This is a genomic window from Bacillus cereus group sp. N31, from assembly GCF_016483245.1.
Taxonomy (GTDB): Bacteria; Bacillota; Bacilli; order Bacillales; family Bacillaceae_G; genus Bacillus_A; species Bacillus_A toyonensis.
This window is the reverse complement of the sequence record NZ_JAEHCH010000021.1, coordinates 15,841-40,878: the sequence shown is the minus strand read 5'-3', so window position 1 is coordinate 40,878 and position 25,038 is coordinate 15,841. Positions and strand designations below refer to the sequence as shown.

Sequence of the window (25,038 nt, the reverse complement as noted above, 5' to 3'; positions counted from 1 at the left end):
CTCTCTTTTACACGTTGTAAACAAACGCTATTATCATTTTTTATTTTCTGGCTTATTCGCCGGCTTTACTTCTTCTTTTACAGGTACTTGTAGTTTAGCTAGTACTGCATTTTGCTTTTCTAGCAATTCTAAAATTTGATCAACTTTCGCTTCTAACGTGCGAATATCTTGTTTTACTTTCGTAACATCACGCTTTAATGTAGGAGCTTGTCCTAACGAATCCACTTTCTCTTCTAGAACTTCCTCAATATTATCAACTTTATTTTCTAAGTTAATAACAAGCGTAGCTACTCTAGCGATATCCTCTTTCGTTGGCACGTTCACTTGTTCTAAATAACTTTTTGTCGTATCATTTAATGCTTTTTGATAAAACAAATTCAAGTCTAGAACGCTGCCCATCCAAGCAGAATATTCTTCTGTTTTAATTGTTTCATTGAGCGCTTTTCCCCAAAATGTTTCGGTTTGTTCATAAGCATTTTTCCATGCTTGCAATGGATCGAATTTTTGATCAATCACTTCGCCTACACTCCCTTTTTTGTTTTTGAAACAATTCAACCTATTCACTATTTTCTAATATTCTGAATAAAACTTCAAGTCTATATTTTATTTTTCTTTATTTTCCAACAAATGTATTGACATTAAAAACAGATAGGTGTAAATTGCACTTATAAGCAAAAAATTCCATCTAACTGATTCATGAGGTGATGCACAATCATGCTACATAATGAACCAGAACACCCAGAAAGTTTGGAAAAAAACCAAGCGAAACAACCAAACTCCATGCCAAAAAACTTCTTAGTTCCTTTCTTACTTCTCTGTCTAAAAGACTGGAGTCTTCATGGTTACAAACTCATTCAAATGCTAATGGACATCGGCTTTTCTTCTGTTGACCAAGGTAATGTTTATAGAACACTACGCAAGTTAGAAAAAGAAAACCTTATTTCTTCTACTTGGGATACAAGCGATGGAGGGCCAGCAAAAAGAATTTATTCTTTAACTGAATATGGAGAGCAATATTTATCAACATGTGCGACTTCTTTTGAACATTATCAAAATATGTTGCGGACGTTTTTCACGTTATACACCAATGCATTCTTTCCATTTTCTACTTCTCCAGAAAAGGATGAAAAGGATTCTTCATCTTCACCTGGTGGTACAGCAGAGTAATCTGCGTTCACAATATGCAAAAAAACATTTGGAGGTCAAACAATGGAAACTAAACCATACGAATTAGTCGATGCATTTTGGAAAAACTGGTCTCAATCTCTTTCCCTCTTCTCTTCAGCTGGGAAACAATTAGAGCAACTTACTTTAGAAACGTTAAAACAACAACAAGACGCTTTGCATAAATTAACATCAGGAGTAAATGAACTAGAAAAAGAACTACAACAATTCACAGCTCAGTTCAATAACCAATATACAGATTACGTGAAGCAATTAACTGGAAACTCCTTAAATGATCAAATTAACGAGTGGCAAGGGAAATGGAATGAGCTTTCTACTCAAATGCATCAACTTACTGTTTCTCCTACAAAAACATCTTTGTCTATTCTTACTCAAACTAGCGGTCAATTTGAAGAAACAACAAAACACTTTATAGAACAACAACAATCGCAACGCGAAGAGGTTCAAAAACAGTTAGAAGTTTTTTTGGGAGAGTTCAAGTCCAAACAACTAGAACTCGCAAAGCAGTTCGAGGAAAACTCAAAAAATCTATTTACTTCCATCAAGTAAGAAAAATGTGGCAACTAACTGCAGCACAAACAAAACTCTTTCTTCCTCCTACTACATCAAGATGGCTTACATTTTTCGATATGGAAAAGAAGGAGGACAAAATGAATCCATTCCAAGAAGCACAAACTGTTCCGGAGCTTCGTTATGATGAGATTCAAGTCGGTGATCAAGCATCTCTAACAAAAACAATTACGGATGAGGACGTTATCAATTTTGCAAAATTGACTGGAGATGTAAATCCTATTCATATTTTAGACTCTTTTGCAAAAACGACAATGTTTAAAGAACGTATTGCTCACGGTATGCTCGTTTCAAGTTTTATTTCTACCGTTCTTGGAACGAAACTCCCAGGCAAAAATACGATTTATTTATCCCAAAACGTTTCATTCCGTGCTCCTGTCAAAATCGGCGATACACTTCGTGTAGTGGCAGAAGTCATTAAAAAACGGGATGATAAAAAAATCATTACATTACAAACAAACATCTACAATCAATCCAATGATATTGTCGTGGAAGGTACAGCGACAATACTGAAAAAAGAGTAGCAATTTTGCTACTCTTTTTTCTATCCAAGAACTTCTAATCACACCGATTACTTCCGGGTATGAGTACATCGTTTCCACATAAAATAACATTACCAGTTTAGATAGTACTTAACTTAGCTGAACTGGACTACTCAAAAGGATGTGTGTCAACATGGTAAAAACAAACAAATTACTAGTTCCAGGTGCAGAACAAGCACTTGAACAATTTAAATATGAAATTGCACAAGAATTCGGTGTTAGCTTAGGCTCAGATACAGCATCTCGTTCTAACGGTTCAGTTGGCGGCGAAGTAACAAAACGTCTTGTTTCTTTAGCTCAACAACAATTACGCGGATAATACTATAACATTTGGCTTAGAGGCAGATATTCTCTGCCTCTTTCTATTTGCAACATACATAATAGTGCTTTTTCACATACTAGTAAGAACAAACTGAAAGGAACGATATGTGAGATGAAACGGATTAATATTAGCATGAGCCCTCCTCGTGTTCTTACTTTATCTTTTATTGTATTATCACTTGTCGGCACATGCTTATTAAAACTACCAATTGCTACAACAACATCTATTTCATGGCTCGATGCCTTATTTACAACGGTTTCTGCTTGTACAGTTACAGGGCTTGGTGTTGTGGACACTGGAAAAGTATTTACCTTATTTGGCCAATGTGTAATTTTAACACTTATACAAGTTGGCGGTCTTGGCATTATGAGCTTTGCTGTTTTAATTGCAATTATGCTTGGCAGAAAAATCGGTCTTCAGAACCGAATTTTGTTACAACAAGCACTAAATCAAACGAATATTGGCGGTGTCATTCGTCTTGCCAAAGCATTATTTCTATTCTCTTTTACAGTAGAATGTATTGCTACTTTGCTCCTCTCTTTTGAATGGGTACCAAAATACGGAATTGCTAAAGGGTTCTATTATAGTTTTTTTCATTCGATCTCTGCCTTTAACAACGCCGGTTTTTCTGTGTGGAGCGATAATTTAATGTCCCATTCTCATAGTATTCTCGTCAATCTCGTTATTTCTTCTCTCATTATTTTAGGTGGAATCGGTTTTACAGTGATCATAGATATAAAACGAAAAAAGAACTTTAAAAACCTTACATTACATTCAAAACTCATGCTCTCTTCTACTCTAATCGTCAATATTATTGCTACCGTTTTTATTTTCATATTCGAGTTTCATAATTCTTTTTCTATGAGAGGTTTTACCCCATTTGAAGAAGGAATGGCTGCTTATTTCCAAGCAATTTCAACGCGCACTGCCGGATTTAATACCGTTGATATTTCTGCATTAACAAAACCTTCCCTTTTATTAATGATGCTTCTTATGTTTATTGGTGCTGGTAGTGCTTCAACTGGTGGTGGAATTAAGTTAACAACATTTTTAATTATGTTTTTTGGCGTATTTAAATTTTTACAAGAACAAGATGATATTGTTGTGTTTAAAAAATCCATTAAAGATACGCTCATTGTCAAATCATTGACCATTACTATTATTTCCATTTCATTTATCTTTGCTGCTATTTTAATTTTAAGTATTACTGAGCGAGTTCCTCTATTGATGAGTGCTTTCGAAGTATTTTCAGCATTTGGAACAGTCGGTCTCAGTATGAATTTAACACCACACTTAACGATAATTGGAAAAGCTATTATTATCTTTATGATGTTTTTTGGAAAAATGGGACCGTTAACATTGGCTTTTTCATTTGCACGTAAAAAGAACCGGAAAATAAAATATCCGAACGAAGATATTTTAACAGGTTGACAACCGTATAAATTATCCATATAATGAGAGTACAATAGCATATCTCCAAAGGGGAGTAGCGTCCAAGAATATTTCTTGGAAACAAAGTCGTCATTACGTAGAACTTAGTTCTTCCGGCTTTGTTGGCATTTTTATTACATATGTCTAGCAAGACCTTTGCCTATTAACGGCAGAGGTCTTTTTTGTATTCATTACCAAATTCTTCCAAAGTTAATAGGCAGGAGTATGGGGAAACTAAATAGTGGGGAAATTCTTCACTTATTTAGTACTTATAGAAATGAGAGGAGAATGTACATGGATGTATCATTATTATTGGAGTATGGTTGGGTATTACTCATCCTGATTGCACTTGAGGGGATTTTAGCGGCTGATAACGCGCTTGTTCTTGCAATTATGGTAAAACATTTACCAGAAGAAAAACGTAAAAAAGCACTATTTTACGGATTAGCGGGGGCATTTGTTTTCCGATTCGGATCGTTATTTATGATTTCGTTCTTAGTCGATGTATGGCAAGTGCAAGCAATCGGTGCTATTTACCTTATGTTTATCGCTGGTAATCACTTATTTAAAACGTATGTTAAAAAGAATACGGATGAAGACACAGAAGAAAAAGAAGCAAAGAAAAAACAAGAGAATTTTTGGTGGACTGTATTTAAAGTCGAGGTTGCTGATATCGCCTTTGCAGTTGATTCAATTTTAGCTGCTGTTGCATTAGCAATGACTTTACCGAAAACAGGACTAGGTACAATTGGTAGTCTTGATACTGGGCAATTCGTTGTTATCTTTGTAGGTGGACTTATTGGATTAATCATTATGCGATTTGCAGCAACTGCTTTCGTACAAATATTAAAACGTAAACCAGGACTTGAAACTGCAGCATTCTTAATTGTAGGTTGGGTTGGTGTGAAGTTAGCAATCTATACATTAGCACACCCTGCATTAAATGTAATTCCGCATTCATTCCCAGAATCTACTCCGTGGAAACTTACATTCTGGATTGTATTAGTTGGAATCGCAGTTGGCGGTTGGTTCTTCTCGAAAGAAGTAGAAGTAAAAGTAGAAAAGAATTTAGACGAAAAAGCGCTGTAATTACAGCGCTTTTTCTTTTTTATTTCAATTCCCTCTCTATTTTTAGAAAAAATTCCATTATACTACCTTTTGTAATCGCTTTCTTATTTTATGTATGTCCTTTTTGTGAAACATTGCACAAACTTATTGAAACTGTGAACGAATCCATGTACTTTATTCATATAAGGAGTATTTATAGAAGATTTACTAAAGGAGCGTATGACTCATGCTAGAACAAGGATTAGATTATGTTGTCAAACTGGCTAAGAGCAAAAAGAAAATGCTAGATATAAATCCGATGCAATATTTCATTCGTGCTGCACTTGCGGGCATTTATATCGGTTTTATTATTGTACTATGTTTTAAATTAGGTAACTTTTTTCACATTGCAGATTCACCAGCAACTTATTTAGCTGCTTCCATGTTTTTCGGGATTGCCCTCGTACTTATTATATATGGTGGTGCTGAATTATTTACTGGAAATACAATGTACTTCACAGTAGCAACTTTAAGAAAAGAAACAACGATTTCTGATACACTTCGCAACTGGATTGCATGTTATGCAGGTAACTTAGCGGGCGCTTTATTCTTTGCCTTACTATTTTACGCAACTGGCATTTTCGAAGCGATTGATCACGGTCATTTAATGAATAAAGTAGTTGAAGGAAAGATGAATACACCTACAATGCAATTATTCTTTAAAGCAATTTTATGTAACTGGCTTGTCTGTCTTGCCTGCTTCTTACCTTCTCAAGTGAAAGGTGACACAGCCAAAATATTAATGATGATGATGCTCGTTTTCACTTTCTTTTTATCTGGTTATGAGCATAGCATTGCAAACTTATCACTGTTTGCTTTATCTTTAGTATCACCACATCCTGAGACAATTTCTTTTGCAGGCGCTATTCATAACTTAATTCCAGTTACAATCGGTAACATTATTGGCGGGTCCGTATTTGTCGGTATGGTATATCACTACTTAACAAAGAAAACACCTGATGTTAAACAGGAAGAGACTGTAATCGCAGCAGCTCAACAAGAAGAGATTATTCCTTTACAAGCACATATGAAACATTAAAAACTCCAAAGTTAAACTTTGGAGTTTTTAGCTCCCCACATATTTCACAATAATACTTGCTTCAATCTCTCCTTGTTCTTTTCCACCCTCTATTCTTTGTTTCATCTTATCCATACCAATGACATCATTTGTGTGAAAGTGGATTTCCTTAACATATAATCCCTCTTTACAAAAAATATTTACGAAATCAAATCCATTACTCTGCCGCCATCCCATATTAAAGTCGAGAGAAATAATATTTACCTCATTCTCCCTAACAAATTGCAAGGCAGTTTCTACTGTAGTTGCGGGCACATATCCGAACGGACAACTTCTTTGATCATCCATATATATATTCATTCTCTATCCCCCTCTATTTTGAATACACAATTAATACATAACATATTGCTCCAAGACTAATAAAAGGGCCAAATGGAATTGGTTTACTTGCTTCTATACGCTTTAATAAAATACCCATCCCGAAAAAACAAAGACTAAAATAAGACGCTAAAAATAAAATAATAAAAACCCCTTTCAATCCCACTATAAATCCAAGTAGCGAGAGTAATTTTATATCCCCTCCACCAAGCCCTTCTGGATATATCTTTTGCATACAATATAACAAAAAGAGTATAACCCCACTACCAACTATACTATCTATCCACGTAACTAACGGTACAAAAATGCATTCTAAAATAAGCAGAAAAGCAAACGAAATTAAAATACGATCAGGAATTAACATATATATATAATCTGTAACGGAAATAATAAGAAGTAACGAAAAAAGCGATAAAATGATGAGAAGCTCTCGTTCTACTCCAATCATATATACAGTAAGAAAAAATATTGTACCGGTTACAAATTCAAATACTACGTACAGAATCGGAATTCCCCTCTTACAATTCGTACAGCGCCCTCTTTGTATACAAAATGAAATGATTGGAATTAGTTCTTTTGGCTTTAGTACATACTTACAATAATGACAATGCGAACGCGGTGTAATAATAGACTCGCCTAAAGGAACCCTTATTGCGATTAGCATAAAAAAAGAACCAAACACCATACCCACTAACAATGCATATATATAAGTGAACATCCCTTCCTCTCCTTTCCAAAAGAACATAACAAAAAAAGGAGAGAACTTCTACTTCATATTATCCTTTATTCTACTAAAAAAGCAGGCCATTTTCTGGCCTGCTTTCCCCTCTTTTATACGATGAAATATACCGCTTTTAATGGTCCGTGTACTCCGACAACAAGATTCATTTCAATGTCAGCAGAGTTACTAGGTCCTGTAATAAAATTAATACAAGATGCCGCTGTCTCGCCATTTTCTACACGTGAGTTCATATCCTGAACTGCTTGCGTAATACGAGGCACAAGTGTTTCACGTGGAATAATAGCAAAGTATACAGTCGGTAAAAAGTGTAAAGAACGTCCTTGCCCTTTATGACTTTGTACAACAATTGTACCAGATTCAGCTAATGTATAATCACTAAATGCAATACCGATATTCGCTTTTTCAGCTATACGCATATTTTCGTCTTTTCTCTCTGGATCCCATACGTTTACTTCAATATCTCGCTTTGGAAGTTCTTCTTTAAATAAAGATGTTAAACCATATGCATCAAAGCGTTCATCTGCTGATAATAAAATAGGTCCCCCGCCGTTTTCCATGATTACTTTTTGAAGGTCTTCATACAAACAGTCATTTGTCGTTTCTACTACAGTTGTATGAATGTTTGTACATTGCTTTTTAAATACTTCTAGTAATTCTTCTTGTGAATAATCTTTTAACGTTTCTATATTCACATTACTTTTCCATACTGGACGCTCGACACCTTCTCTTTTACGCGCACGCCCAAGTTCTTTTGCAATGTTATCTAGAAAGGAATCACGGTTTTGAATTAGTCCTGCCATTATTTATTCCCGCCTTTCTTATGATCTTTATACCAATCACGGAATCTTTCTTTACTTGGCGCTGGGAATTCACGAATATCCGTCCAGTTTTTAAGTGGTCCAACACCTTTTGATACACGGTTACCAGATGTGAATGGACTCATTGCTGCTGGTGCCATTTTTGATCCCATTTTGTATAATGCAGCTGAAGAAGCACCCATACTAAACATTTTCATCGCTAATTTTTCTGCAAGTGGCGCACGTCCTTCTTGTTCAACAATTACTTGGCGATGCTTTAATAATAAATCATGTAATGGAATTTTTACTGGACAAGCCTCTGTACATGCTCCGCATAAACTAGATGCATAAGGAAGCTCTTTGTAATCATCATATCCACCTAAAAGTGGTGTTAATACCGCACCGATTGGTCCTGAGTAAATCGATCCATATGAATGTCCACCAACGTGACGATATACAGGACATACATTTACACAAGCTGCGCAACGAATACATTGCAATACTGAACGGAATTCAGATCCAAGAATTTGAGAACGACCATTATCAACAACAACTAAATGGAACTCTTCAGGTCCATCAACTTCCTCTTCTTGAATTGGTCCTGCTACTGTTACATAACTTGTTAACTTTTGACCTACCGCACTACGGCATAGTAAACCAACTAAAACATCTAACTCTTCCATCGTCGGAACCATACGTTCCATACCCATTACTGCTATTTGTGTTTTCGGAATCGACATAACAAGATCCGCATTACCTTCGTTCGTTACTAAACAAAGAGATCCCGTATTTGCAACAGCGAAGTTACAACCCGTCACACCAATTTCTGCATCCATAAATTTCTCACGAAGTTGTTTACGAACAAACTTTGTCATCTCATATGGATCATCAGAATTTTCATAGCCAAGTTTTTCTTTAAATACATCGCGAATTTGCGTTCTATTTTTATGAAGTGCAGGCGCAATAATATGTGAAGGTGGATCGTTATCTACTTGCAAGATATACTCTCCTAAGTCACTTTCTAACACTTCACAACCAATTTCTTCAAGCGCATGGTTCATACTAATTTCTTCTGTTACCATCGACTTTGATTTCACTACTTTTTTCGCTTGTTTCTTTTTCGCGACGTCTTGAATATACTTTGCTGCTTCTTCTTTCGTTTTCGCAAAGTACACATGGCCGCCTCTTTTTGATACATTTTCACTTAACTGCATTAAGTAATAATCAAGATTTTCTAACGTATGTTGACGAATTTGTTCACCTAGTTCACGCCACTCTTCCCAGTTTCCCAATTCGTCCGCTGCTTTTAATCGATTCGTATATAAACGCGTTTGTGCAGAAGATACTGCTCCGCGCATAAACGAATCTTGAATTCCATCGCCTACGCGATCATTAAATTTTTTCTCACTGATTTTCATAGACATAGCTTATGTTCCCCCTTCATGAGCGACTATTCAGTACCTCAGCAATATGCATTACTTTTACTTCTTTTCCTAAACGCTCAATTCGTCCGCCAATGTTTAACAAACACCCACAATCTGCACCGATTAAATAATCAGCACCTGTTTCCATTACACTATCTACTTTTTCATCTACCATTTGCTCAGAAATCGGAGTCATCTTAACTGAAAACGTTCCCCCAAACCCACAACAATTTTGCACGTTTGGCAGTTCTCTCACAGTTAATCCTTTTACATTAGACAATAAAATTCCTGGTGCCTCTTTTACTCCAAGCAGGCGTGTCATATGACAAGACTTATGAATAGTAGCTATTCCTGGTAAACTTGCACCCACATCTGTCACTTTTAAAACATCTACAATAAATTGTGTAAATTCATATGTTTTATCAGCAACCTTTTGTGCACGTTTAGCCCATTTCGGGTCATCTTTAAAAACATGCGGATACTCATGAAACATTGTCGCACAAGAGCCAGATGGCGTAACGATATATTCTGCATCTTCGAAAGTCTCAATCATATGTTTCATCGCTTCTTTTGCTGCTTCTACATGGCCGCTATTATAAGCAGGCTGACCACAACAAACTTGTGCTTCCGGAAATTCAATTTCACAACCTAAACGCTCCAATACTTCAACTGTTGCTTTACCGACATTTGTTTCAAACATATCGACTAAACAAGTAACAAATAAAGTAACTTTCATAATTATTACTCCCCCTCTTTACAACTTCGCCAACAAACATATGGTCATCAGATGACTTAAGAGAAAAGAAATAGGCTCAACCATGACCTATCCTCTCCCTTTTCTAAAGAAAACGCTTACTTAATCTTTCTCTATTTTATCAGAAAATTAGATTTTTTAAAGATTAAATTACGAATTTATATCGTTTCTACCTGTGACAATATGTTCTACATTTGTTAAATGATCTAGCATTGCTTGCTGCGCTAATTCTACATCTTGTTTTAAAACCGCATCATATATAACTTGATGCTCTTCTATAAGTCGTTCTGATGTCGTTTGTTCACCATATAAAATAATGCGTCTTGATTCACCAATCGTTTCAGCAATCATCTCTGAAACATGATTCATGAGTTCAAGCAAAATGCTATTATGCGAAGACTCTGCAATTCCCATATGGAACTGAAAATCTGCTTTTTCGCCAGCCTTTTCATCTCCAATGCTCTTTGCCATTTCATCTAACCAATGTTTCATATTTTGCAAATTATCTTCCGTACGTTTTGCCGCTGCTGCTCGAACTGCCCCCACTTCAAGCACCTTTCGCACTTCTAATAAATTCAAAATATCTTCTTTCTTCATTAATAATCTATTGTTTAATGATTTTGTTAATGAAGAAGAATCAAAGTTCTTCACATATGTGCCTTCTCCTTGCTTCATTTCAATTAAGCCCATCGCTCTTAGCGCACTTAACGCTTCACGAACAGCAGATCTGCCAACTTGAAACTGCTCAGCTAATTGATGCACAGGAAGTAGCTTGTCACCAGGTTTTAACGTACCATTTTTAATCATTGTTAAAATAGCTTCAGATACTTCTTCGTAAATTTTTTTCGGTTTAATAGATTTGTACTCCAGTTAAATCACCTCAGTATCTTCCAAACAACAATTGAAACGATTTATAAGAACTTAGCATCCATACCTATTTTAGAACGAATTGGTAAGAAGTACAAATGTTTTGTTCATAAAATAGTCAAATTTTTAATATTTATTTGCTATTAATTTATATCTATTCCTATATTCATTTACATTCAATTGAAAAAGCATGTCCTTCACATTAGAACATGCTTTCTTCATCTTGTATTTTTAATTTAATAAATACTGTTGTTCCCTTACCTTTTTCACTTTCTATTTTCCACTCACCATCATGTATATGAACAATTTGCCTTACAATCGCAAGACCTAAACCTGTTCCACCATGTTGGCGACTTCTCGCTTTATCAACTCGGTAAAAACGCTCACCAAGATTCTCTAAATGCTCTGCATCAATACCTATTCCTGTATCCTTTATTTTCAACTCACAGTAATCGTCTATTTGCTCTAGCGTTATTATGATATTCCCGTTTTGATTTGTATACCGTATCGCATTATCTAACACGTTATGAAGAACTTGTTGCATACGATCTTCATCAATCATTACGATAATTTCAGGATTTAAATTCGTTGAAATACGAAGTTTTTTTTCTATAAACTTTAGTTCATACGTATCTAACACATCTTCAATAAGCTGCGAGAACACAATAGGTTGCTTCTTTAGAGGAAAATGTTCACCTTCTAGTTGCGCTAAATCTAATAAATCATGAACGAGACGCTGCATACGATCCGCTTCTTTATGAATAAGCTGCGTCACTTTTTCTTGCTGCGGTCCCTTTGCTACACCATCTAAGATAGCTTCACTATATCCTTTTATATAACTAAGCGGTGTTCTAAGTTCATGCGAAACGTTAGCCAAAAATTCCTTACGCTTTACATCTTCTGTTTCTAAAGAATGCGCCATTTTATTAAATGCTTTTCCTAATCGTCCAATTTCATCTTCTGAAGAAATGGTAATCCGCTCCGAGAAATCTCCAGTAGCGAAATGATTGGCAACCCGCTCCATTTGCGAAAGCGGCTTCGTAATCGCTATAATAATTTTTCTCCCAATCCATATCGTAATTAAAATCATAGCAATTGCTAGCGGGGCTAAAATAAGACCCATATCATATATTAAGTCTTTTATACTTTTTAAAGGAATATAAGAATATACAATTCCAACTAACTTTTTATTATCTAAAACAGGGATAACAACACCCATAATATTCCGATCAAAATGTTCTTCATATCCTACCTTTGTCACCGTTTTACCATCTAGTAGTGTTTGTCTATCCCCTTCACTTATAAGAGAATGATGATGCACATCAAAAGGCAAACATGCGCTTAGATCACGTGGATTGGAAACGAAAAGAACGTCTGAACTAGATATTTGATCAAATGCTCTTACTTTCTCTTCAAAAGTTGACATTCCTTCATTCTTATCATATTGCGTTGCAAGACGCTTTCCTTCCATTACTAATGAGTCTTTTAAATTATCAACGTATAACTTTTCATACGAGTATAAAGATACAAAATAAAGAAAGGAAACTGTTACACATACTGCACATACTACTGTAAGCCAAAGCTTTTGTACCATCGTAAACATACGTTACACCTCAAATTTATAGCCTACACCCCAAACAGTTTGAATGTAGTTTCCACTTTCTCCAAGTTTCAAACGCATCGTTTTCACATGTGTGTCTACTGTTCTTGTACTTCCCGCATAATCATACCCCCACACCTTTTCAAGCAATTGTTCCCGGCTAAATACTTGTCCTGTATGTTGGCAAAGGAAATATAGTAAATCAAACTCCTTTACTGTAAGAGAAATCGGATCGCCATCTGCCTCAATCCTCCTACTTTTTTCATTAATAAGAATGGGACCAAATTGAATCTCCTCTTGCTGTTCTTGCTTTGTATAACGTCTTAGTACAGCTTCCATACGAGCAATTAATTCACCTGGACTAAACGGCTTTACAATATAATCATCTGCTCCCATGCGTAAACCGTTCACCCTATTCCACTCTTCACCTTTTGCCGTTAAAAATATAATTGGCACATCTGACGTTTTTCGAATCTCTTTGCAAACTGAAAGTCCATCCATCTCTGGCATCATAATATCTAATACAACGAAATCATAATGATCTGACTCTAATTTTTTAAGAGCCTCTTTTCCATTTTCAGCTTCTCCCCACTCGTATCCGAAGTTATCTAAGTACATTCCGACAAGTTGCCTCATGTCACTTTCATCATCTACAACTAGCACTCTATATTTACCCATTGTCCTTCCCTTCCCTCTCTATGAGTTGAAATGGTCCTTTTCCGACTTTAATTGTTTGTTTTATTTTCATACTCTTCATATCCATGACGCACACTTCATCACTATCATAACTTGCTACATATCCTTCTGCCCTGCTTTTCAAAAATGCAAATGGATTTGAGCCTACTTCAACGGAAGCTACCTCTTTATACGTACTAATATCAAATTTTCTAAGCGTATTCGAACCATGGCTTAATGCATATACGTACTTATTATCTTTCGTTATGTTCACAGGCATAAACGGGGCGTGTAAAGAACGTACCATTTCGCCGCTCTGTAAAGAATACACTAATACTTTCTCATTCACTTGATTTCCATCACCATGTCCGCCAATCCATATCTCTTTTCCATCCGGACTAATCGTTGCTCCTGTTGATGCTGGTGGAATCATAAAGGATTGTATAACCTCTTTTTTCTTTGTATCAATTGTCGTTAGCTTCGTATCATAAAAGTTTAGTACAGATAACTGGTTATGATACTCTACCAGGGTTATCGGTCCTTTTCCTGTTGAAACACTTCCTGTCTCTTTCCCTTCTATCGTAAAGAACCTTACCTTTTGTGCATTTTGATCGGCGGCAAACAATTGTTTTTTATCTTCTGATACAACCACATTTACAATGCCTTTTCCAGTTTTATATTTTTCCACTTGCCTTCCTTCTGCTAGTGAATATACATACATGTATTCTAACTGCTTACCATATACAAGTATGTCCTCGCCGTTTGGAAGTAGTGCAATTCCTGCCATCGGTTCATTTAATTCCCATGTCGTAATTAATTTATTAGTTTTTTTATCAATAAAACTAATACTGCCTTCTTTTATATTCGTTGTTATAATAATACTTTTATCTTCAGTAATTGGTGTATATGAACTTCCTTGACACCCTACTAATAGAAATAAAAAACAGAGAAGAAAAACATAATTTCTCAAAAGATTCCCTCCATTTTCGAATGATTTCGTTATAATTGTAAAATAACAAATAAATGTGTGGAAAGTGTGAAATCTTCCTTTCTTATTCAACTTACATATATAATGTACAACAAATCGAATTTGAGGTGTGCAAATTATGCTTTTTCCTGATTTAGCGAATAAAATTGTACGGGAAGTACGCAGACTAATTACAGAAAATATTATTATCATTAATATACAAGGTGTTATTATCGCCAGTACAGATGCAAAAAGAATCGGTCAATTTCATGAGGGAGCACTCCGCTGCGCGAAACAAAAGAAAACCGTCATCATTACAAAAGAAGATGAACGACGGTTGCAAGGTGTAAAAGCCGGGATGAATCTTCCTTTACTATTTCATGACGAAGTAATTGGTGTTATTGGAATTACAGGAGAACCCGACAATATTTCACAATACGGAGAAATATTACGGAAGATGACCGAATTATTAATTCATGAAAACTACTTTTTAGAGCAATTAGAACTTGAACACCGTTCTTATGAAGCATTTGTCTTTGATTGGCTTCAAAATACAGACTGGTCTTCAAGTTTTCTCGATCGTGCAAAAACACTTGGCGTTGATTTATATAAGAAGAAACAACTTATTTTGTTTTCGATTGATCAAAATGATACGATGCTCCAGCGTAAAGTTTGGCAACATATTCGCAATCTATTAGCAAAAGAACATCTATTTGTTCGCTGGGGGAATGATCGATTTATTTTATTTTCAGCGATGAGCTCTAAAGAACAAACTTACCTATTTTTAAAACGGTTAAAACATGACTGTGAAACTTTATTTTCTATCCCTTTATATATCGGGATTGGGCAAACCGTTACGCCAAGCAAGATGTACATATCATATGAACAAGCACTACGAGCGCTTTCTGTGTCACTTGAAACGAAAAAAATTGTATTTAATGAAGATTTACGTTTAGAAATGTGCTTACAAGATATTTCTATCGAAACGCGAGAACAGTTTCTAGAGCGTACCATTGAAAACTTATTACAATCTCCTGAGCTCATGCACACTTTACGTTTATTTATCGATTATAACCAATCTTATAAACAGACAGCTGAGCAATTACATATACACATTAATACATTGCATTACCGACTAAAAAAAATTGAAGAACATACCGGACTTGATCCGAAACAATTCAAAGATTTAAATGTTTTATACTTCGCACTCCTTTTATTAGATAATCATACAAAAAAGAACGATAAAACAGATTAATCTTCAGATGATTATACATAGAAAGAATCCTCCAACTTTTTTATCATTATAATGAAAGCACTGTTACAACGTTTTTATTATGACTAAACACGTTAACAGTTTGAGGGGGATTTCCAATGTTAGAAAAGCAAATTATTCATTCATTCGTATCCATTGTTGGCGAAGATAATGTAGATACATCCAATATGGGGCGCTTAACTTATAGTTATGATGCCACTCCAAACTTCCAAGCAATGCCTGATGCAGTCATTGCTCCTCGTAATACAAATGAAGTAGCTGAAGTGTTAAAAGTATGTAACTCTCACAAAATCCCTGTGTATGTTCGTGGTTCTGGAACAAACCTTTGCGCAGGAACTTGTCCACTAGAAGGCGGTATCGTCCTTATTTTCCGCCATATGAACAATATTTTAGAGATTGATGAAGAAAATTTAACAATTGCCGTACAAGCTGGTGTCATTACACTTGATATTATTAAAGCAGTAGAAGAAAAGGGATTATTTTATCCGCCAGATCCAAGCTCGATGAAAATTTCTACAATCGGCGGTAATATTAATGAAAACTCAGGCGGATTACGTGGGTTAAAATATGGTGTAACACGTGATTATGTAATGGGTCTTGAACTTGTCTTACCAAATGGTGATATCATTCGTACTGGTGGTAAATTAGCAAAAGATGTTGCTGGTTACGATTTAACTCGTCTATTTATCGGTTCTGAAGGAACACTTGGAGTAGTAACAGAAGCCATATTAAAACTTGTTCCTATGCCTGAAACGAAGAAAACAATGCTGGCACTCTACGAAGATATTAATGAAGCTGCACGTGCTGTTTCTTCTATTATTGCAAATAAAATTATTCCAGCGACACTTGAGTTTTTAGACCAACCGACAATTGAAGTTGTAGAAGAGTTTGCACAAATCGGTTTACCAACTGACGTAAAAGCAATTTTATTAATTGAACAAGATGGTCCACCCGAAGTGGTCGATCGAGATATTGAAAAAATGGCTAACGTTTGCCACTCTATGAATGCAGTTGATGTTCGCGTTGCAAAAGATGAAGCGGAAGCAGATGCACTTCGTACAGCACGCCGTAGCGCACTATCAGCACTTGCAAGATTAAAACCGACGACAATATTAGAAGATGCAACAGTACCTCGTTCACAAATTGCTCCGATGGTTGAAGCTATTAATGCCATCGCAAAAAAATTTAATATTCCTATTTGTACGTTTGGACACGCTGGTGATGGAAACCTACATCCAACTTGTATGACAGATGCCCGTAATGAAGAAGAAATGCACCGTGCTGAACAAGCTTTTGCTGAAATATTTGCGAAAGCAATTGAGCTTGGTGGTACGATTACTGGTGAACATGGTGTTGGTGCGATGAAAGCTCCCTATTTAGAAATGAAATTAGGTAAAGAAGGTATTGCCGCTATGCAAGGGATTAAACAAGCCTTCGATCCAAATAACATTATGAATCCTGGAAAGATGTTCGCGAAAGACACTCGTAAAAGAGTGGTGGTTGAGCGATGACAACATTAAATAAAGAAAACATTCAAAAGGAATTTAAAGAACGATTAAGTGAAGATGAGCTACTAAACTGTATGCGCTGCGGGTTCTGCTTACCTACTTGCCCTACTTACATTCAATCTGGGTATAAAGAATCACATTCGCCGCGCGGACGTATCGCATTAATGAAAGCTGTCGTTGATGGTTTAATCGAGCCAGATGAAGATGTTGAAAATACTTTAAACGTTTGCCTTGGCTGTCGTGCTTGTGAACCTGTTTGTCCATCTGGTGTGAATTATGGACATTTATTAGAAGAAGCTCGTGATATTATTAATCAAAATAAAAAATTCTCTATGCCAGTGAAAGCCGTTCGTAAAATCGTTTTTGAAGGATTATTCCCACATCAAAATCGAATGAGAACTTTAACTGGACTTATCGGATTTTACCAACGTTCCGGCTTACAAATGTTAACTCATAAAACAGGTATTATAAAGTTATTCCCTGAAACACTTGCAACGATGGATCTCGTTTTACCAAAAGTCCCTAAAATGAAAGCAATGAAAGATCGTCCTACATTTTTATCTGCTGAAAGTACAAAGAAAAAACAAGTTGCATTCTTCACAGGCTGTTTAATGGATACGATGTTTTTAGAAACAAATAACGCAACGATGAAACTTCTTCAATTAGCCGGTTGTGATATCGTTATCCCGCAAACACAAAGTTGCTGCGGTGCATTACATGGACATGCTGGTGAAAAGAGTGGAGCAAAAGAATTAGCGAAACGAAATATAAAAGCATTCGAAGACTTAAACATCGACTATATTATTACGAATGCAGGTGGTTGCGGGGCTTACCTCGTAGACTATGATTATCTTCTAAAAGATGATCCAGAATGGGCTGAACGTGCAAAGCAGTTTGTTTCTAAAATTAAAGACATTACCGCGATTCTAGTAGAACTAGATTTCCATAAACGAACTGACTTACGACTCACGCCGCAAATTATTACGTATCAAGATTCTTGCCATTTACGTAACGTTATGCAAACATCTTCTGAACCTCGTATGCTACTAGAAGCCATTCAAGGCGCAACATACCGTGAAATGAAAGATGCGGATCGCTGCTGTGGTTCGGCTGGTATATACAACATTGTACACTCAGAATTATCAATGGAATTTCTAGATTATAAAATGGACCGTGTACATGAAACAGATGCAGCAACAATTGTCACTGCAAATCCAGGGTGCCTATTACAAATGAAACTAGGTATTGAACGTGAAGGTCTTTCTCATAAAATGAGAGGAATTCACATTGTAGATTTATTATTAGAAGCAATTGAAACTAACTCGTAATAACTCGTAACATACGTAATAATAGGAAAACGGCTATCTCCTTCGTCTATGTAAAGAGATAGCCGCTTTTTTGTCTGCTACAACATTAAAAATATGTTACTTTATTATAAAAAAGAACAACAGAAACATTACAGTTTTGTAAAAAACAATCCAGTATATTCCTTAAAAAAACGTTCAAACCATTGATACAATAGGATTCTTCATTTTCAATATAGGTACATTTATCCAAAAACCTCCTATTAAAACGAAGTATAAAAATGCTGAAAATTCCTTTTACACTCTACGTTTCTCTTATTTCTCTCCTTTTCTCTCCTTAGGATAAATTAGGTAAATTTTAAGTCTATGAATTTTTTTCCATCTTTTTTCTCGTAAATTGTATGCTACGATGGATTTGTCAGTCAGACAGGCTGTCAAAAACAAATCGTGTGAAAACAAATTAAAACTTTATATAGGGGGACACACATCATGAAAAAGCGTGTTTTATTATCTGTAGCTGCTGCAACAGCTCTTACTTTAGGAGTATCTTCTTTAGATGCACAAGCTGCAACAGTACAACCATCTAACATAAAGGTTCAAAATATTCAGCATTCAAAAGTGATGATGAAGCAAATGAACCAACAAGAGTTACAAGCATTCTTACAATCTATGGGAGTTGAATCATTAGCACAATGGCAACAAGGAAACTTCCAACCAAATTGCTTCGTTCCTGGTCAACAACCTACTGAAAATGTTGTAACTGAGCAACCAACAGCTAAGCCAGAAACTCAAAAGCCTGTTGAACAAAAACCAGCTGAGCAAAAACCTGCTGAAGAGGTTCAAAAACCAGAAACTCAAAAGCCTGCTGAAAACAACAATACGCAAAAACCTACAGAACAAAAACCAGCTGAGCAAAAGCCTGCTGAAGAAGCAAAATCTTTAAGCGAGTTCGAACAACGTGTTGTTGAATTAACAAACGCTGAGCGTACAAAACAAGGCTTACCAGCACTAAAAATCGATACTGAATTAAGCAAAGTAGCCCGTGTTAAATCTGAAGATATGCAAAAAAATAACTACTTTGATCATAACAGCCCTACATACGGGTCTCCGTTTGACATGATGAAGAAATTTGGTATTTCTTATACATCTGCAGGTGAAAACATCGCTCAAGGCCAACGTACACCTGAAGAGGTAGTACAAGCTTGGATGAACAGTGCTGGACACCGTGCAAACATCTTAAATAACGGCTTCACTCACATCGGTGTTGGTTATGTAGAAAGCGGTAACTACTGGACACAACAATTTATTACGAAGTAAATAGATAAAAAGAGTCTTCTCATAATGAGAAGACTCTTTTTAAGTTTCGTAACTTTCTATTATATATGAATATAAAATGTAGGACATAAACAAAATAGATCCGCAACTTATTACGCTAAGCAATACATAAAATCCCCACTTCAAGTTCAAAAACAAGGAAAACAGTATACCACATGTCATCACTTGAAAAATTCGTCTACTCACTAAACGAATTTTTTGTAATTTAATTGGATCTTTTTCTTTACCCTTTATCTTTTTAAAATCTTTGCTAAGCATAAAAAGAAACATACTAATCCCGATCGTTAATCCTGTCTGAAAGGATATAAAACTTCCAAAATTAATAACGAGAATAAGCATATGAATAAACAACATAAATAAAGTAATCGTCTTTATAAATCCGCCTATAATGAAATGCTCTCCTCCATTAAACTTATATATATTATGTGAAATAATATACACAAATCCATGTAAAAAAATAATAAGAACCGGAATAAATGCAACAACAACTTGTTTACTCATAAATTCGTTCGGCCCACCATTTTCGTTCCAATGTACTGCCAAACGTTCTGGTAAATATGGATAGATGCATAGGGTAAATAAAAGACAAGCGAAAAATATTCCTAGTATATATTTATATTTGACCAAGTAATTCTCACCTCTCTTTTCTCTTTACGGCTTCGCTTCTTTTAGAGAAATTCCTGCAAAAATTTACTTTTCTCAAATTAAAACTTACACTTTACACATTTTCCCTTTGAAATTCTTTCATTATATTGTTTAATTTTGTAGGAAACGGTACATCAATTTCGATCTCTTCTTTCGTAATTGGATGCAAGAAATTAATTTTCATTGCATGTAACGCTTGCCCTGACATATATGTTGTTTGTCCACCATATAACACATCCCCAACTAGCGGATTACCATTATGGCTCATATGCACACGAATTTGATGCGTTCTACCTGTTTCTAATTGTAAGGTTACAAAGGTTGTATTGTGCTTTTTAAAATACTTTTCTACTTTATAGTATGTAATAGCTTCATCACCCTTTGGGGAAACACGACGTCTCGTAGCATGATGTCGATCCCTTCCAATAGCAGCGTCAATTGTACCCTTCTTCTTTTTCACTTTCCCTTCAACAAGCGCAGCATACGTTCTTTTTATTTTTCGTTCCATTAATAAACGATCCATAATCGCGCCAGCAATTCTATGTTTAGCAAACACGACACCACCTGTCGTATCTTTATCTAAACGATGAATATGGCGAACCTTCGTCTCTAAACCTTGCATTTGAAAATGAAAAGCAACAAGGTTTGCAAGTGTTCCCGTTCCACCTTTTTCGGCAGGGTGCGTGTCCATTTTCTCTGGTTTATTTACGATAAGTACGTGATCATCTTCATATACTACATGTAACTCACCATATTCTGGCTCTACACCGTACTCTTCCTCCATAAACATGTGAACTTGGAATTTATCGCCCTCTTTTAAAAGCTCATTCCATCTTCTCTGTTCACCGTTAACAGTAACACCTTTTTCCATACGAAGCTGATGTAATAACTTTTTCGGTAGTTCCCATTCTACTTTTAATAACGATTCGATACTTATACCATTCCATTTAGCCGGTACAGTAATTTCGCACCATTCGCCCTTCTTCTTTGTTTCCATACTATATCACCTTATTTCTATTGATTCTCTCATTGTAACGGAAAACACGCTTTGATGCATCGTCAAAAATAGAGGACAGCCTTATAATCGACTGCCCCTCACGCTCTAAGCCTTTTCATTTCCTGCAATACTTCTTCAGCTTTTTGCTCATACGATAAATCTTTGAAGAAATCCGCCAATCGTTTATAGTCGTTGTATGTATCTAATAAGTCGTCTATTTTCTCTCCTTTCATAACTTGCTGCTTTTGCTTCATTTTTACTGGATACCGATAGCCCGATAGCTCTTGTATTTTGTAATACTCATCCTCTACTTGAATAACCTTTACAAGTTCCTCCTCTTCCGCGTCCATCGTATATCCATCAAACTCTCTAAGCAGTTCATAAATGATATGAGTCCATTCATCTTTTGGATAAAATCCTTTTTCTAATCGATAACCGACAATGCGATACATATGCCCATCGTTTTCTGAAAATTGTACTGTATCATTTAGCTTAAATTTGAAATAACGAAACATTGCCTTCACCTACTTATATGTAATGTTCTTATCACATACTATTTGCAAAATGTAGGCCTTGCTATTCATAAAAAAATACTCATCTATATGATGAGTATTTTTTATGATGATTTTTCTCGTTTTTTCCGAAATGGCAGCCACCAATTCCAGTCTCCAAACAACTTCATTAAGCTTGGTACAAGCATAAGACGAATAACGGTTGCATCAAGGAATATCGCTAATGCCACGCCAAGACCCATTTGCTTTACTGGTAAAATATCAGTAAATGCGAACGCACCCGTTACAACGATCATAATTAAAGCAGCTGACGTTATAATTCTACTCGTTGAAACGAGCCCTTCTAACGTTGCTTGATCATTATCTCCTGTTTCTTCATAAAGCTCATGAATACGTGAAATAAGAAATACTTCATAATCCATGCTAAGCCCAAATACAAGGCCGAAAATGAAGATTGGTAATACAAATAAAACAGGACTCGCTTCTAAACCAAAATGACCACCCTCAAATAACCAAACGACAATTCCAATTGTTGCACTTAAACTAAGTACGTTCATAATAATTGCCTTAATTGGAATGAGTATAGAACGGAATGCGAATAATAAAATGACAAAGGTTGATCCGAATATAACTGACATACCAATTGCAACTTTATCTTTAATTTCATCTTCTAACTCTTTTTGGAACGTCGTCATTCCGCCTAGGTAGTACGTAACATCATTTTCTTTATAATTACTTTTGAAATCACGAACCCACTGTTTCGCAGTTTCTGTACGAGGCTTCGTATCCAAAAAGACTTCTATTATTGTCTTATTTCCTTTTGAGTACGCTTCAAATACAGGAGCTATTTTTGCCGCTTCTGGCGACTGCAATATACCAGCCACTTGATCTGCTTTCATTCCGGTTAACCCATCGTATAAACTTCTTACCTCATATACTTTCTCATCATCTTTTAACTTTTGAACAACTTCTTCTATCTTTTGTAAACTCTCTTTTTCTTTTATATTTTTTTTCGTCTCTACTACTAATGTAACATCAGCATGTGTTTGGACCGTTTTATTAAATGCTTCTTCATATTTCTCATAAGCAACTCTAGTGTCACTCTTTTCAGGTAACGCTTCAACACCAGGAAACTGCAAATTAGCTGTACGTAGCGGTAATAAACAAATAACAATAAATGTTGTAACAGCAATAATCATTATGATTGGATGTTTCATTACAAATTGTGCAAATTTACGCCATGCCTTTGCCGGTGTATGTGCTACTTGATTCTTTTTTAATATTCGTTTTCCAATTAAAGATAATAGTGCTGGAAGAAGTGTAAGTGAGAATAAAATACTCATAATCACAACAATCATCCCGCTTATGGCAACAGACTGAATATAATCAATTTTAAAGAAAAATAAGCCTGATAAACCAACGAATACGCATAATCCTGAAAATACGATCGCACGTCCTGCCGTTTGATACGTAATCGCTATCGCTTCTTTCACCGTTCTCTTCGCAACTTCCTCTCGAAAACGATTCACAAATAACAGTGCAAAATCAATGGATAGTGCAAGTCCAATCATCGGTGCAACATTTAATACGAAAATAGATAACTCTTTGTCGCTACCTATAAAATATAAAATCCCCATCGTACTAATGACACTAAGCGCGCCATTTACAATCGGTAAAATAGATGCCAAAAGGCTACCAAATGAAAATAGTAATACGAGAAATGCAATTGGTAAACCAATCATCTCTGCTACTTTTAAATCATTTTGTGTTCTTTCATTAATCTCTTGATTAATTTTTGGAAATCCTGTAGGTGTTACTTTTAATGCTGTATTACTTTCCTTCTCAATAGTATCAGCGAACTGTAATGTCTTTTCCATACGTTCTTTATTTGTTTTCCCAGAAAATAATATTGTCGCATAACCGATATTATCTTGTAACATTTCTTTATTTTGCACTGGATGATGGAAAGATTCATATTTCTCGTTCTCTTCAATCTTCTTTACAATGCCCTCTATTTGCTTTTTAAAATCCTCATGTGAAGCATCCTTATTCCTTTCAAAAACGAGTAGGAGCGTATCTTGAGACCTCTTAAAATCTTTATCTAAAATTTCTTTCGTCTTTTGATAGTCCCCTTCCGTTTGAAAACCATCACCACCTAATACTCCCGGTAGCTTTGGAGCAAAAATACCGAGTGCTATCGCAAGCAATAGTAGCGCTACAATTACTGTATAACGAAACTGATACAAAAAAGTTCCTAACTTCCCCCACTTATCCACTTTATGTACATTTGTCTTCACACATTTTCACCTACTTTAAATAATTCAATTATCACTTATACTGTATCACATCTTCATACAAACAAAAAACGTCTGGAAACACTATAATGATAGTTTTTCCAGACGTTTTTTATCTCTCTTTATTGAGCTGAAGCCTCTTAGTAAGTAAACGATGATAATAAATCGCGATAATTAACAAAATACCACCTATGCAATAACCTGCTAAAATATCAGTTGGATAATGTACATTTAAAATAACTCTACTTAATCCAATCGATACAATTAATATACCCATCAAAATGGTTATAACATATTTCCCAGTTACACTCTTCAAATTTGCCGCAATGATATAAGTAAGAAAACCGAATGTCATAATAGATAACATTGCATGCCCACTAGGGAAGCTATACCCAAGTGCATCTAATGCTTCATTTAACGACGGACGCTCCCTTTTCACAATTTCTTTTATTCCTTTATTAACGAGATGTGTGATCAAAATCCCCATTGGATACACGATCATTGCAGCATAATAACGTTTCTGCCAAAAAACAAGCAAACTTATAATAAGTATAGTTACAATTCCAATTGCTGATCCTAACTTTGTAAAGTATGAGAAAAAAGTAAGTGAGCTCTCCGTTTGTAACCCCTTTACTAATCCGCGGACATATGTATCCATCACTGTAACGCCACCTGCATGTACGCGCCAAGCAATAATACTAAATACCGTAAGTAATAAAATAACACATATTACCTCATACTGATGTAACTTCTTCTTCAAACGATTTCCTCCTACTATGAAAAAATGCGAT

26 protein-coding genes and 1 riboswitch are annotated in these 25,038 nt (G+C 35.5%); of the genes, 11 read left to right on the top strand and 15 right to left on the bottom strand.

The annotated features are described in order from the left end of the window. Nucleotides 1-33: 33 nt before the first annotated feature. Nucleotides 34-516: a polyhydroxyalkanoic acid synthase subunit PhaR gene (gene phaR / locus JDS81_RS21945; RefSeq protein WP_000566959.1), complete on the bottom strand. Its 483-nt coding sequence runs from the start codon at nucleotides 514-516 to the stop codon at nucleotides 34-36. A gap of 198 nt (nucleotides 517-714) precedes the next feature. Here phaR and phaQ point away from each other — a divergent pair, with 198 nt between their 5' ends. From phaQ to JDS81_RS21910, 7 genes are all read left to right on the top strand, one after another. Further along, nucleotides 715-1,167, top strand: a complete 453-nt coding sequence (phaQ, locus tag JDS81_RS21940) for a poly-beta-hydroxybutyrate-responsive repressor (RefSeq protein WP_000903016.1) — start codon at nucleotides 715-717, stop codon at nucleotides 1,165-1,167. Nucleotides 1,168-1,209: 42 nt separating this feature from the next. Beyond that, the gene (gene phaP, locus JDS81_RS21935) at nucleotides 1,210-1,734 is read left to right on the top strand and encodes a polyhydroxyalkanoic acid inclusion protein PhaP (protein ID WP_000448600.1); all 525 of its coding nucleotides are present in this window, start codon (nucleotides 1,210-1,212) and stop codon (nucleotides 1,732-1,734) included. A 101-nt stretch (nucleotides 1,735-1,835) separates the two neighbouring features. Continuing rightward, a complete protein-coding gene (locus JDS81_RS21930) occupies nucleotides 1,836-2,279 on the top strand; it encodes a MaoC family dehydratase (protein WP_097954215.1) in 444 nt (147 codons plus the stop codon). Between the two features lie 151 nt (nucleotides 2,280-2,430). Beyond that, the gene (locus tag JDS81_RS21925) at nucleotides 2,431-2,616 is read left to right on the top strand and encodes an alpha/beta-type small acid-soluble spore protein (RefSeq protein WP_097954216.1); all 186 of its coding nucleotides are present in this window, start codon (nucleotides 2,431-2,433) and stop codon (nucleotides 2,614-2,616) included. Nucleotides 2,617-2,730: 114 nt separating this feature from the next. Then, on the top strand, nucleotides 2,731-4,050 hold the full coding sequence (locus JDS81_RS21920) for a TrkH family potassium uptake protein (RefSeq protein WP_000822354.1): 1,320 nt from the start codon (nucleotides 2,731-2,733) through the stop codon (nucleotides 4,048-4,050). A gap of 38 nt (nucleotides 4,051-4,088) precedes the next feature. Then, a riboswitch (yybP-ykoY riboswitch) is annotated at nucleotides 4,089-4,254 on the top strand. 90 nt (nucleotides 4,255-4,344) lie between these two features. Further along, nucleotides 4,345-5,139: a TerC family protein gene (locus tag JDS81_RS21915; protein WP_000383309.1), complete on the top strand. Its 795-nt coding sequence runs from the start codon at nucleotides 4,345-4,347 to the stop codon at nucleotides 5,137-5,139. 205 nt (nucleotides 5,140-5,344) lie between these two features. Continuing rightward, a complete protein-coding gene (locus JDS81_RS21910; RefSeq protein ID WP_000893032.1) occupies nucleotides 5,345-6,196 on the top strand; it encodes a formate/nitrite transporter family protein in 852 nt (283 codons plus the stop codon). Between the two features lie 27 nt (nucleotides 6,197-6,223). Here JDS81_RS21910 and JDS81_RS21905 read toward each other — a convergent pair whose 3' ends face one another. From JDS81_RS21905 to JDS81_RS21865, 9 genes are all read right to left on the bottom strand, one after another. Beyond that, a complete protein-coding gene (locus tag JDS81_RS21905) occupies nucleotides 6,224-6,535 on the bottom strand; it encodes a cyclic-phosphate processing receiver domain-containing protein (protein WP_001028944.1) in 312 nt (103 codons plus the stop codon). Nucleotides 6,536-6,548: 13 nt separating this feature from the next. Further along, entirely contained in the window at nucleotides 6,549-7,298 is a 750-nt protein-coding gene (locus tag JDS81_RS21900) for a prepilin peptidase (protein ID WP_015000258.1), read from the bottom strand. 86 nt (nucleotides 7,299-7,384) lie between these two features. Then, complete coding sequence (locus tag JDS81_RS21895; RefSeq protein ID WP_097954217.1) at nucleotides 7,385-8,095, bottom strand: LutC/YkgG family protein; 711 nt, start codon at nucleotides 8,093-8,095, stop codon at nucleotides 7,385-7,387. Then, nucleotides 8,095-9,516: a LutB/LldF family L-lactate oxidation iron-sulfur protein gene (locus tag JDS81_RS21890; protein WP_000061931.1), complete on the bottom strand. Its 1,422-nt coding sequence runs from the start codon at nucleotides 9,514-9,516 to the stop codon at nucleotides 8,095-8,097. The genes JDS81_RS21895 and JDS81_RS21890 overlap by 1 nt, the downstream gene beginning before the upstream one ends. 16 nt (nucleotides 9,517-9,532) lie before the next feature. Next, a complete protein-coding gene (locus JDS81_RS21885) occupies nucleotides 9,533-10,252 on the bottom strand; it encodes a (Fe-S)-binding protein (RefSeq protein ID WP_000869145.1) in 720 nt (239 codons plus the stop codon). 168 nt (nucleotides 10,253-10,420) lie between these two features. Next, nucleotides 10,421-11,110, bottom strand: a complete 690-nt coding sequence (locus JDS81_RS21880; protein WP_254903113.1) for a FadR/GntR family transcriptional regulator — start codon at nucleotides 11,108-11,110, stop codon at nucleotides 10,421-10,423. A 229-nt stretch (nucleotides 11,111-11,339) separates the two neighbouring features. After that, nucleotides 11,340-12,740, bottom strand: coding sequence for a sensor histidine kinase (locus JDS81_RS21875; RefSeq protein ID WP_097954218.1), 1,401 nt, complete (start codon nucleotides 12,738-12,740; stop codon nucleotides 11,340-11,342). A 3-nt stretch (nucleotides 12,741-12,743) separates the two neighbouring features. Further along, entirely contained in the window at nucleotides 12,744-13,415 is a 672-nt protein-coding gene (locus JDS81_RS21870; protein ID WP_000521658.1) for a response regulator transcription factor, read from the bottom strand. Beyond that, a complete protein-coding gene (locus JDS81_RS21865) occupies nucleotides 13,408-14,382 on the bottom strand; it encodes a YncE family protein (protein ID WP_097954219.1) in 975 nt (324 codons plus the stop codon). The genes JDS81_RS21870 and JDS81_RS21865 overlap by 8 nt, the downstream gene beginning before the upstream one ends. Nucleotides 14,383-14,518: 136 nt before the next feature. Between JDS81_RS21865 and JDS81_RS21860 the strand changes: the two genes are divergently transcribed. From JDS81_RS21860 to JDS81_RS21845, 4 genes are all read left to right on the top strand, one after another. Then, entirely contained in the window at nucleotides 14,519-15,634 is a 1,116-nt protein-coding gene (locus tag JDS81_RS21860) for a CdaR family transcriptional regulator (protein WP_097954220.1), read from the top strand. Between the two features lie 116 nt (nucleotides 15,635-15,750). Beyond that, nucleotides 15,751-17,163 carry a glycolate oxidase subunit GlcD gene (gene glcD, locus JDS81_RS21855; protein ID WP_097954221.1) on the top strand — a complete coding sequence of 471 codons (1,413 nt, stop codon included), beginning with the start codon at nucleotides 15,751-15,753 and terminating at the stop codon, nucleotides 17,161-17,163. Continuing rightward, on the top strand, nucleotides 17,160-18,488 hold the full coding sequence (locus JDS81_RS21850; RefSeq protein WP_097954222.1) for a (Fe-S)-binding protein: 1,329 nt from the start codon (nucleotides 17,160-17,162) through the stop codon (nucleotides 18,486-18,488). The genes glcD and JDS81_RS21850 overlap by 4 nt, the downstream gene beginning before the upstream one ends. 465 nt (nucleotides 18,489-18,953) lie before the next feature. Further along, entirely contained in the window at nucleotides 18,954-19,781 is an 828-nt protein-coding gene (locus JDS81_RS21845; RefSeq protein ID WP_097954223.1) for a CAP domain-containing protein, read from the top strand. A gap of 39 nt (nucleotides 19,782-19,820) precedes the next feature. On the opposite strand, the gene JDS81_RS21840 is transcribed toward JDS81_RS21845, so the two are convergent. From JDS81_RS21840 to JDS81_RS21820, 5 genes are all read right to left on the bottom strand, one after another. Continuing rightward, complete coding sequence (locus tag JDS81_RS21840; RefSeq protein WP_097954224.1) at nucleotides 19,821-20,426, bottom strand: DUF1648 domain-containing protein; 606 nt, start codon at nucleotides 20,424-20,426, stop codon at nucleotides 19,821-19,823. 91 nt (nucleotides 20,427-20,517) lie between these two features. After that, on the bottom strand, nucleotides 20,518-21,441 hold the full coding sequence (locus JDS81_RS21835) for an RluA family pseudouridine synthase (RefSeq protein WP_000448340.1): 924 nt from the start codon (nucleotides 21,439-21,441) through the stop codon (nucleotides 20,518-20,520). 98 nt (nucleotides 21,442-21,539) lie between these two features. Next, nucleotides 21,540-21,956, bottom strand: a complete 417-nt coding sequence (locus tag JDS81_RS21830) for a hypothetical protein (RefSeq protein WP_000490306.1) — start codon at nucleotides 21,954-21,956, stop codon at nucleotides 21,540-21,542. A gap of 101 nt (nucleotides 21,957-22,057) precedes the next feature. After that, nucleotides 22,058-24,250 carry an MMPL family transporter gene (locus tag JDS81_RS21825; RefSeq protein ID WP_097954225.1) on the bottom strand — a complete coding sequence of 731 codons (2,193 nt, stop codon included), beginning with the start codon at nucleotides 24,248-24,250 and terminating at the stop codon, nucleotides 22,058-22,060. Nucleotides 24,251-24,359: 109 nt separating this feature from the next. Beyond that, nucleotides 24,360-25,007 carry a phosphatase PAP2 family protein gene (locus JDS81_RS21820; protein WP_142311434.1) on the bottom strand — a complete coding sequence of 216 codons (648 nt, stop codon included), beginning with the start codon at nucleotides 25,005-25,007 and terminating at the stop codon, nucleotides 24,360-24,362. Nucleotides 25,008-25,038: the final 31 nt, after the last annotated feature.

Excerpts from the sequence above, each read along its gene's own strand:
- phaQ (WP_000903016.1), top strand. The coding sequence starts at position 715 with ATGCTACATAATGAACCAGAACACCCAGAAAGTTTGGAAAAAAACCAA.
- phaP (WP_000448600.1), top strand. The coding sequence starts at position 1,210 with ATGGAAACTAAACCATACGAATTAGTCGATGCATTTTGGAAAAACTGG.
- JDS81_RS21930 (WP_097954215.1), top strand. The coding sequence starts at position 1,836 with ATGAATCCATTCCAAGAAGCACAAACTGTTCCGGAGCTTCGTTATGAT.
- JDS81_RS21925 (WP_097954216.1), top strand. The coding sequence starts at position 2,431 with ATGGTAAAAACAAACAAATTACTAGTTCCAGGTGCAGAACAAGCACTT.
- JDS81_RS21920 (WP_000822354.1), top strand. The coding sequence starts at position 2,731 with ATGAAACGGATTAATATTAGCATGAGCCCTCCTCGTGTTCTTACTTTA.
- JDS81_RS21915 (WP_000383309.1), top strand. The coding sequence starts at position 4,345 with ATGGATGTATCATTATTATTGGAGTATGGTTGGGTATTACTCATCCTG.
- JDS81_RS21910 (WP_000893032.1), top strand. The coding sequence starts at position 5,345 with ATGCTAGAACAAGGATTAGATTATGTTGTCAAACTGGCTAAGAGCAAA.
- JDS81_RS21905 (WP_001028944.1), bottom strand. The coding sequence starts at position 6,535 with ATGAATATATATATGGATGATCAAAGAAGTTGTCCGTTCGGATATGTG.
- JDS81_RS21900 (WP_015000258.1), bottom strand. The coding sequence starts at position 7,298 with ATGTTCTTTTGGAAAGGAGAGGAAGGGATGTTCACTTATATATATGCA.
- JDS81_RS21895 (WP_097954217.1), bottom strand. The coding sequence starts at position 8,095 with ATGGCAGGACTAATTCAAAACCGTGATTCCTTTCTAGATAACATTGCA.
- JDS81_RS21890 (WP_000061931.1), bottom strand. The coding sequence starts at position 9,516 with ATGTCTATGAAAATCAGTGAGAAAAAATTTAATGATCGCGTAGGCGAT.
- JDS81_RS21885 (WP_000869145.1), bottom strand. The coding sequence starts at position 10,252 with ATGAAAGTTACTTTATTTGTTACTTGTTTAGTCGATATGTTTGAAACA.
- JDS81_RS21875 (WP_097954218.1), bottom strand. The coding sequence starts at position 12,740 with ATGTTTACGATGGTACAAAAGCTTTGGCTTACAGTAGTATGTGCAGTA.
- JDS81_RS21870 (WP_000521658.1), bottom strand. The coding sequence starts at position 13,415 with ATGGGTAAATATAGAGTGCTAGTTGTAGATGATGAAAGTGACATGAGG.
- JDS81_RS21860 (WP_097954220.1), top strand. The coding sequence starts at position 14,519 with ATGCTTTTTCCTGATTTAGCGAATAAAATTGTACGGGAAGTACGCAGA.
- glcD (WP_097954221.1), top strand. The coding sequence starts at position 15,751 with ATGTTAGAAAAGCAAATTATTCATTCATTCGTATCCATTGTTGGCGAA.
- JDS81_RS21850 (WP_097954222.1), top strand. The coding sequence starts at position 17,160 with ATGACAACATTAAATAAAGAAAACATTCAAAAGGAATTTAAAGAACGA.
- JDS81_RS21845 (WP_097954223.1), top strand. The coding sequence starts at position 18,954 with ATGAAAAAGCGTGTTTTATTATCTGTAGCTGCTGCAACAGCTCTTACT.
- JDS81_RS21835 (WP_000448340.1), bottom strand. The coding sequence starts at position 21,441 with ATGGAAACAAAGAAGAAGGGCGAATGGTGCGAAATTACTGTACCGGCT.
- JDS81_RS21830 (WP_000490306.1), bottom strand. The coding sequence starts at position 21,956 with ATGTTTCGTTATTTCAAATTTAAGCTAAATGATACAGTACAATTTTCA.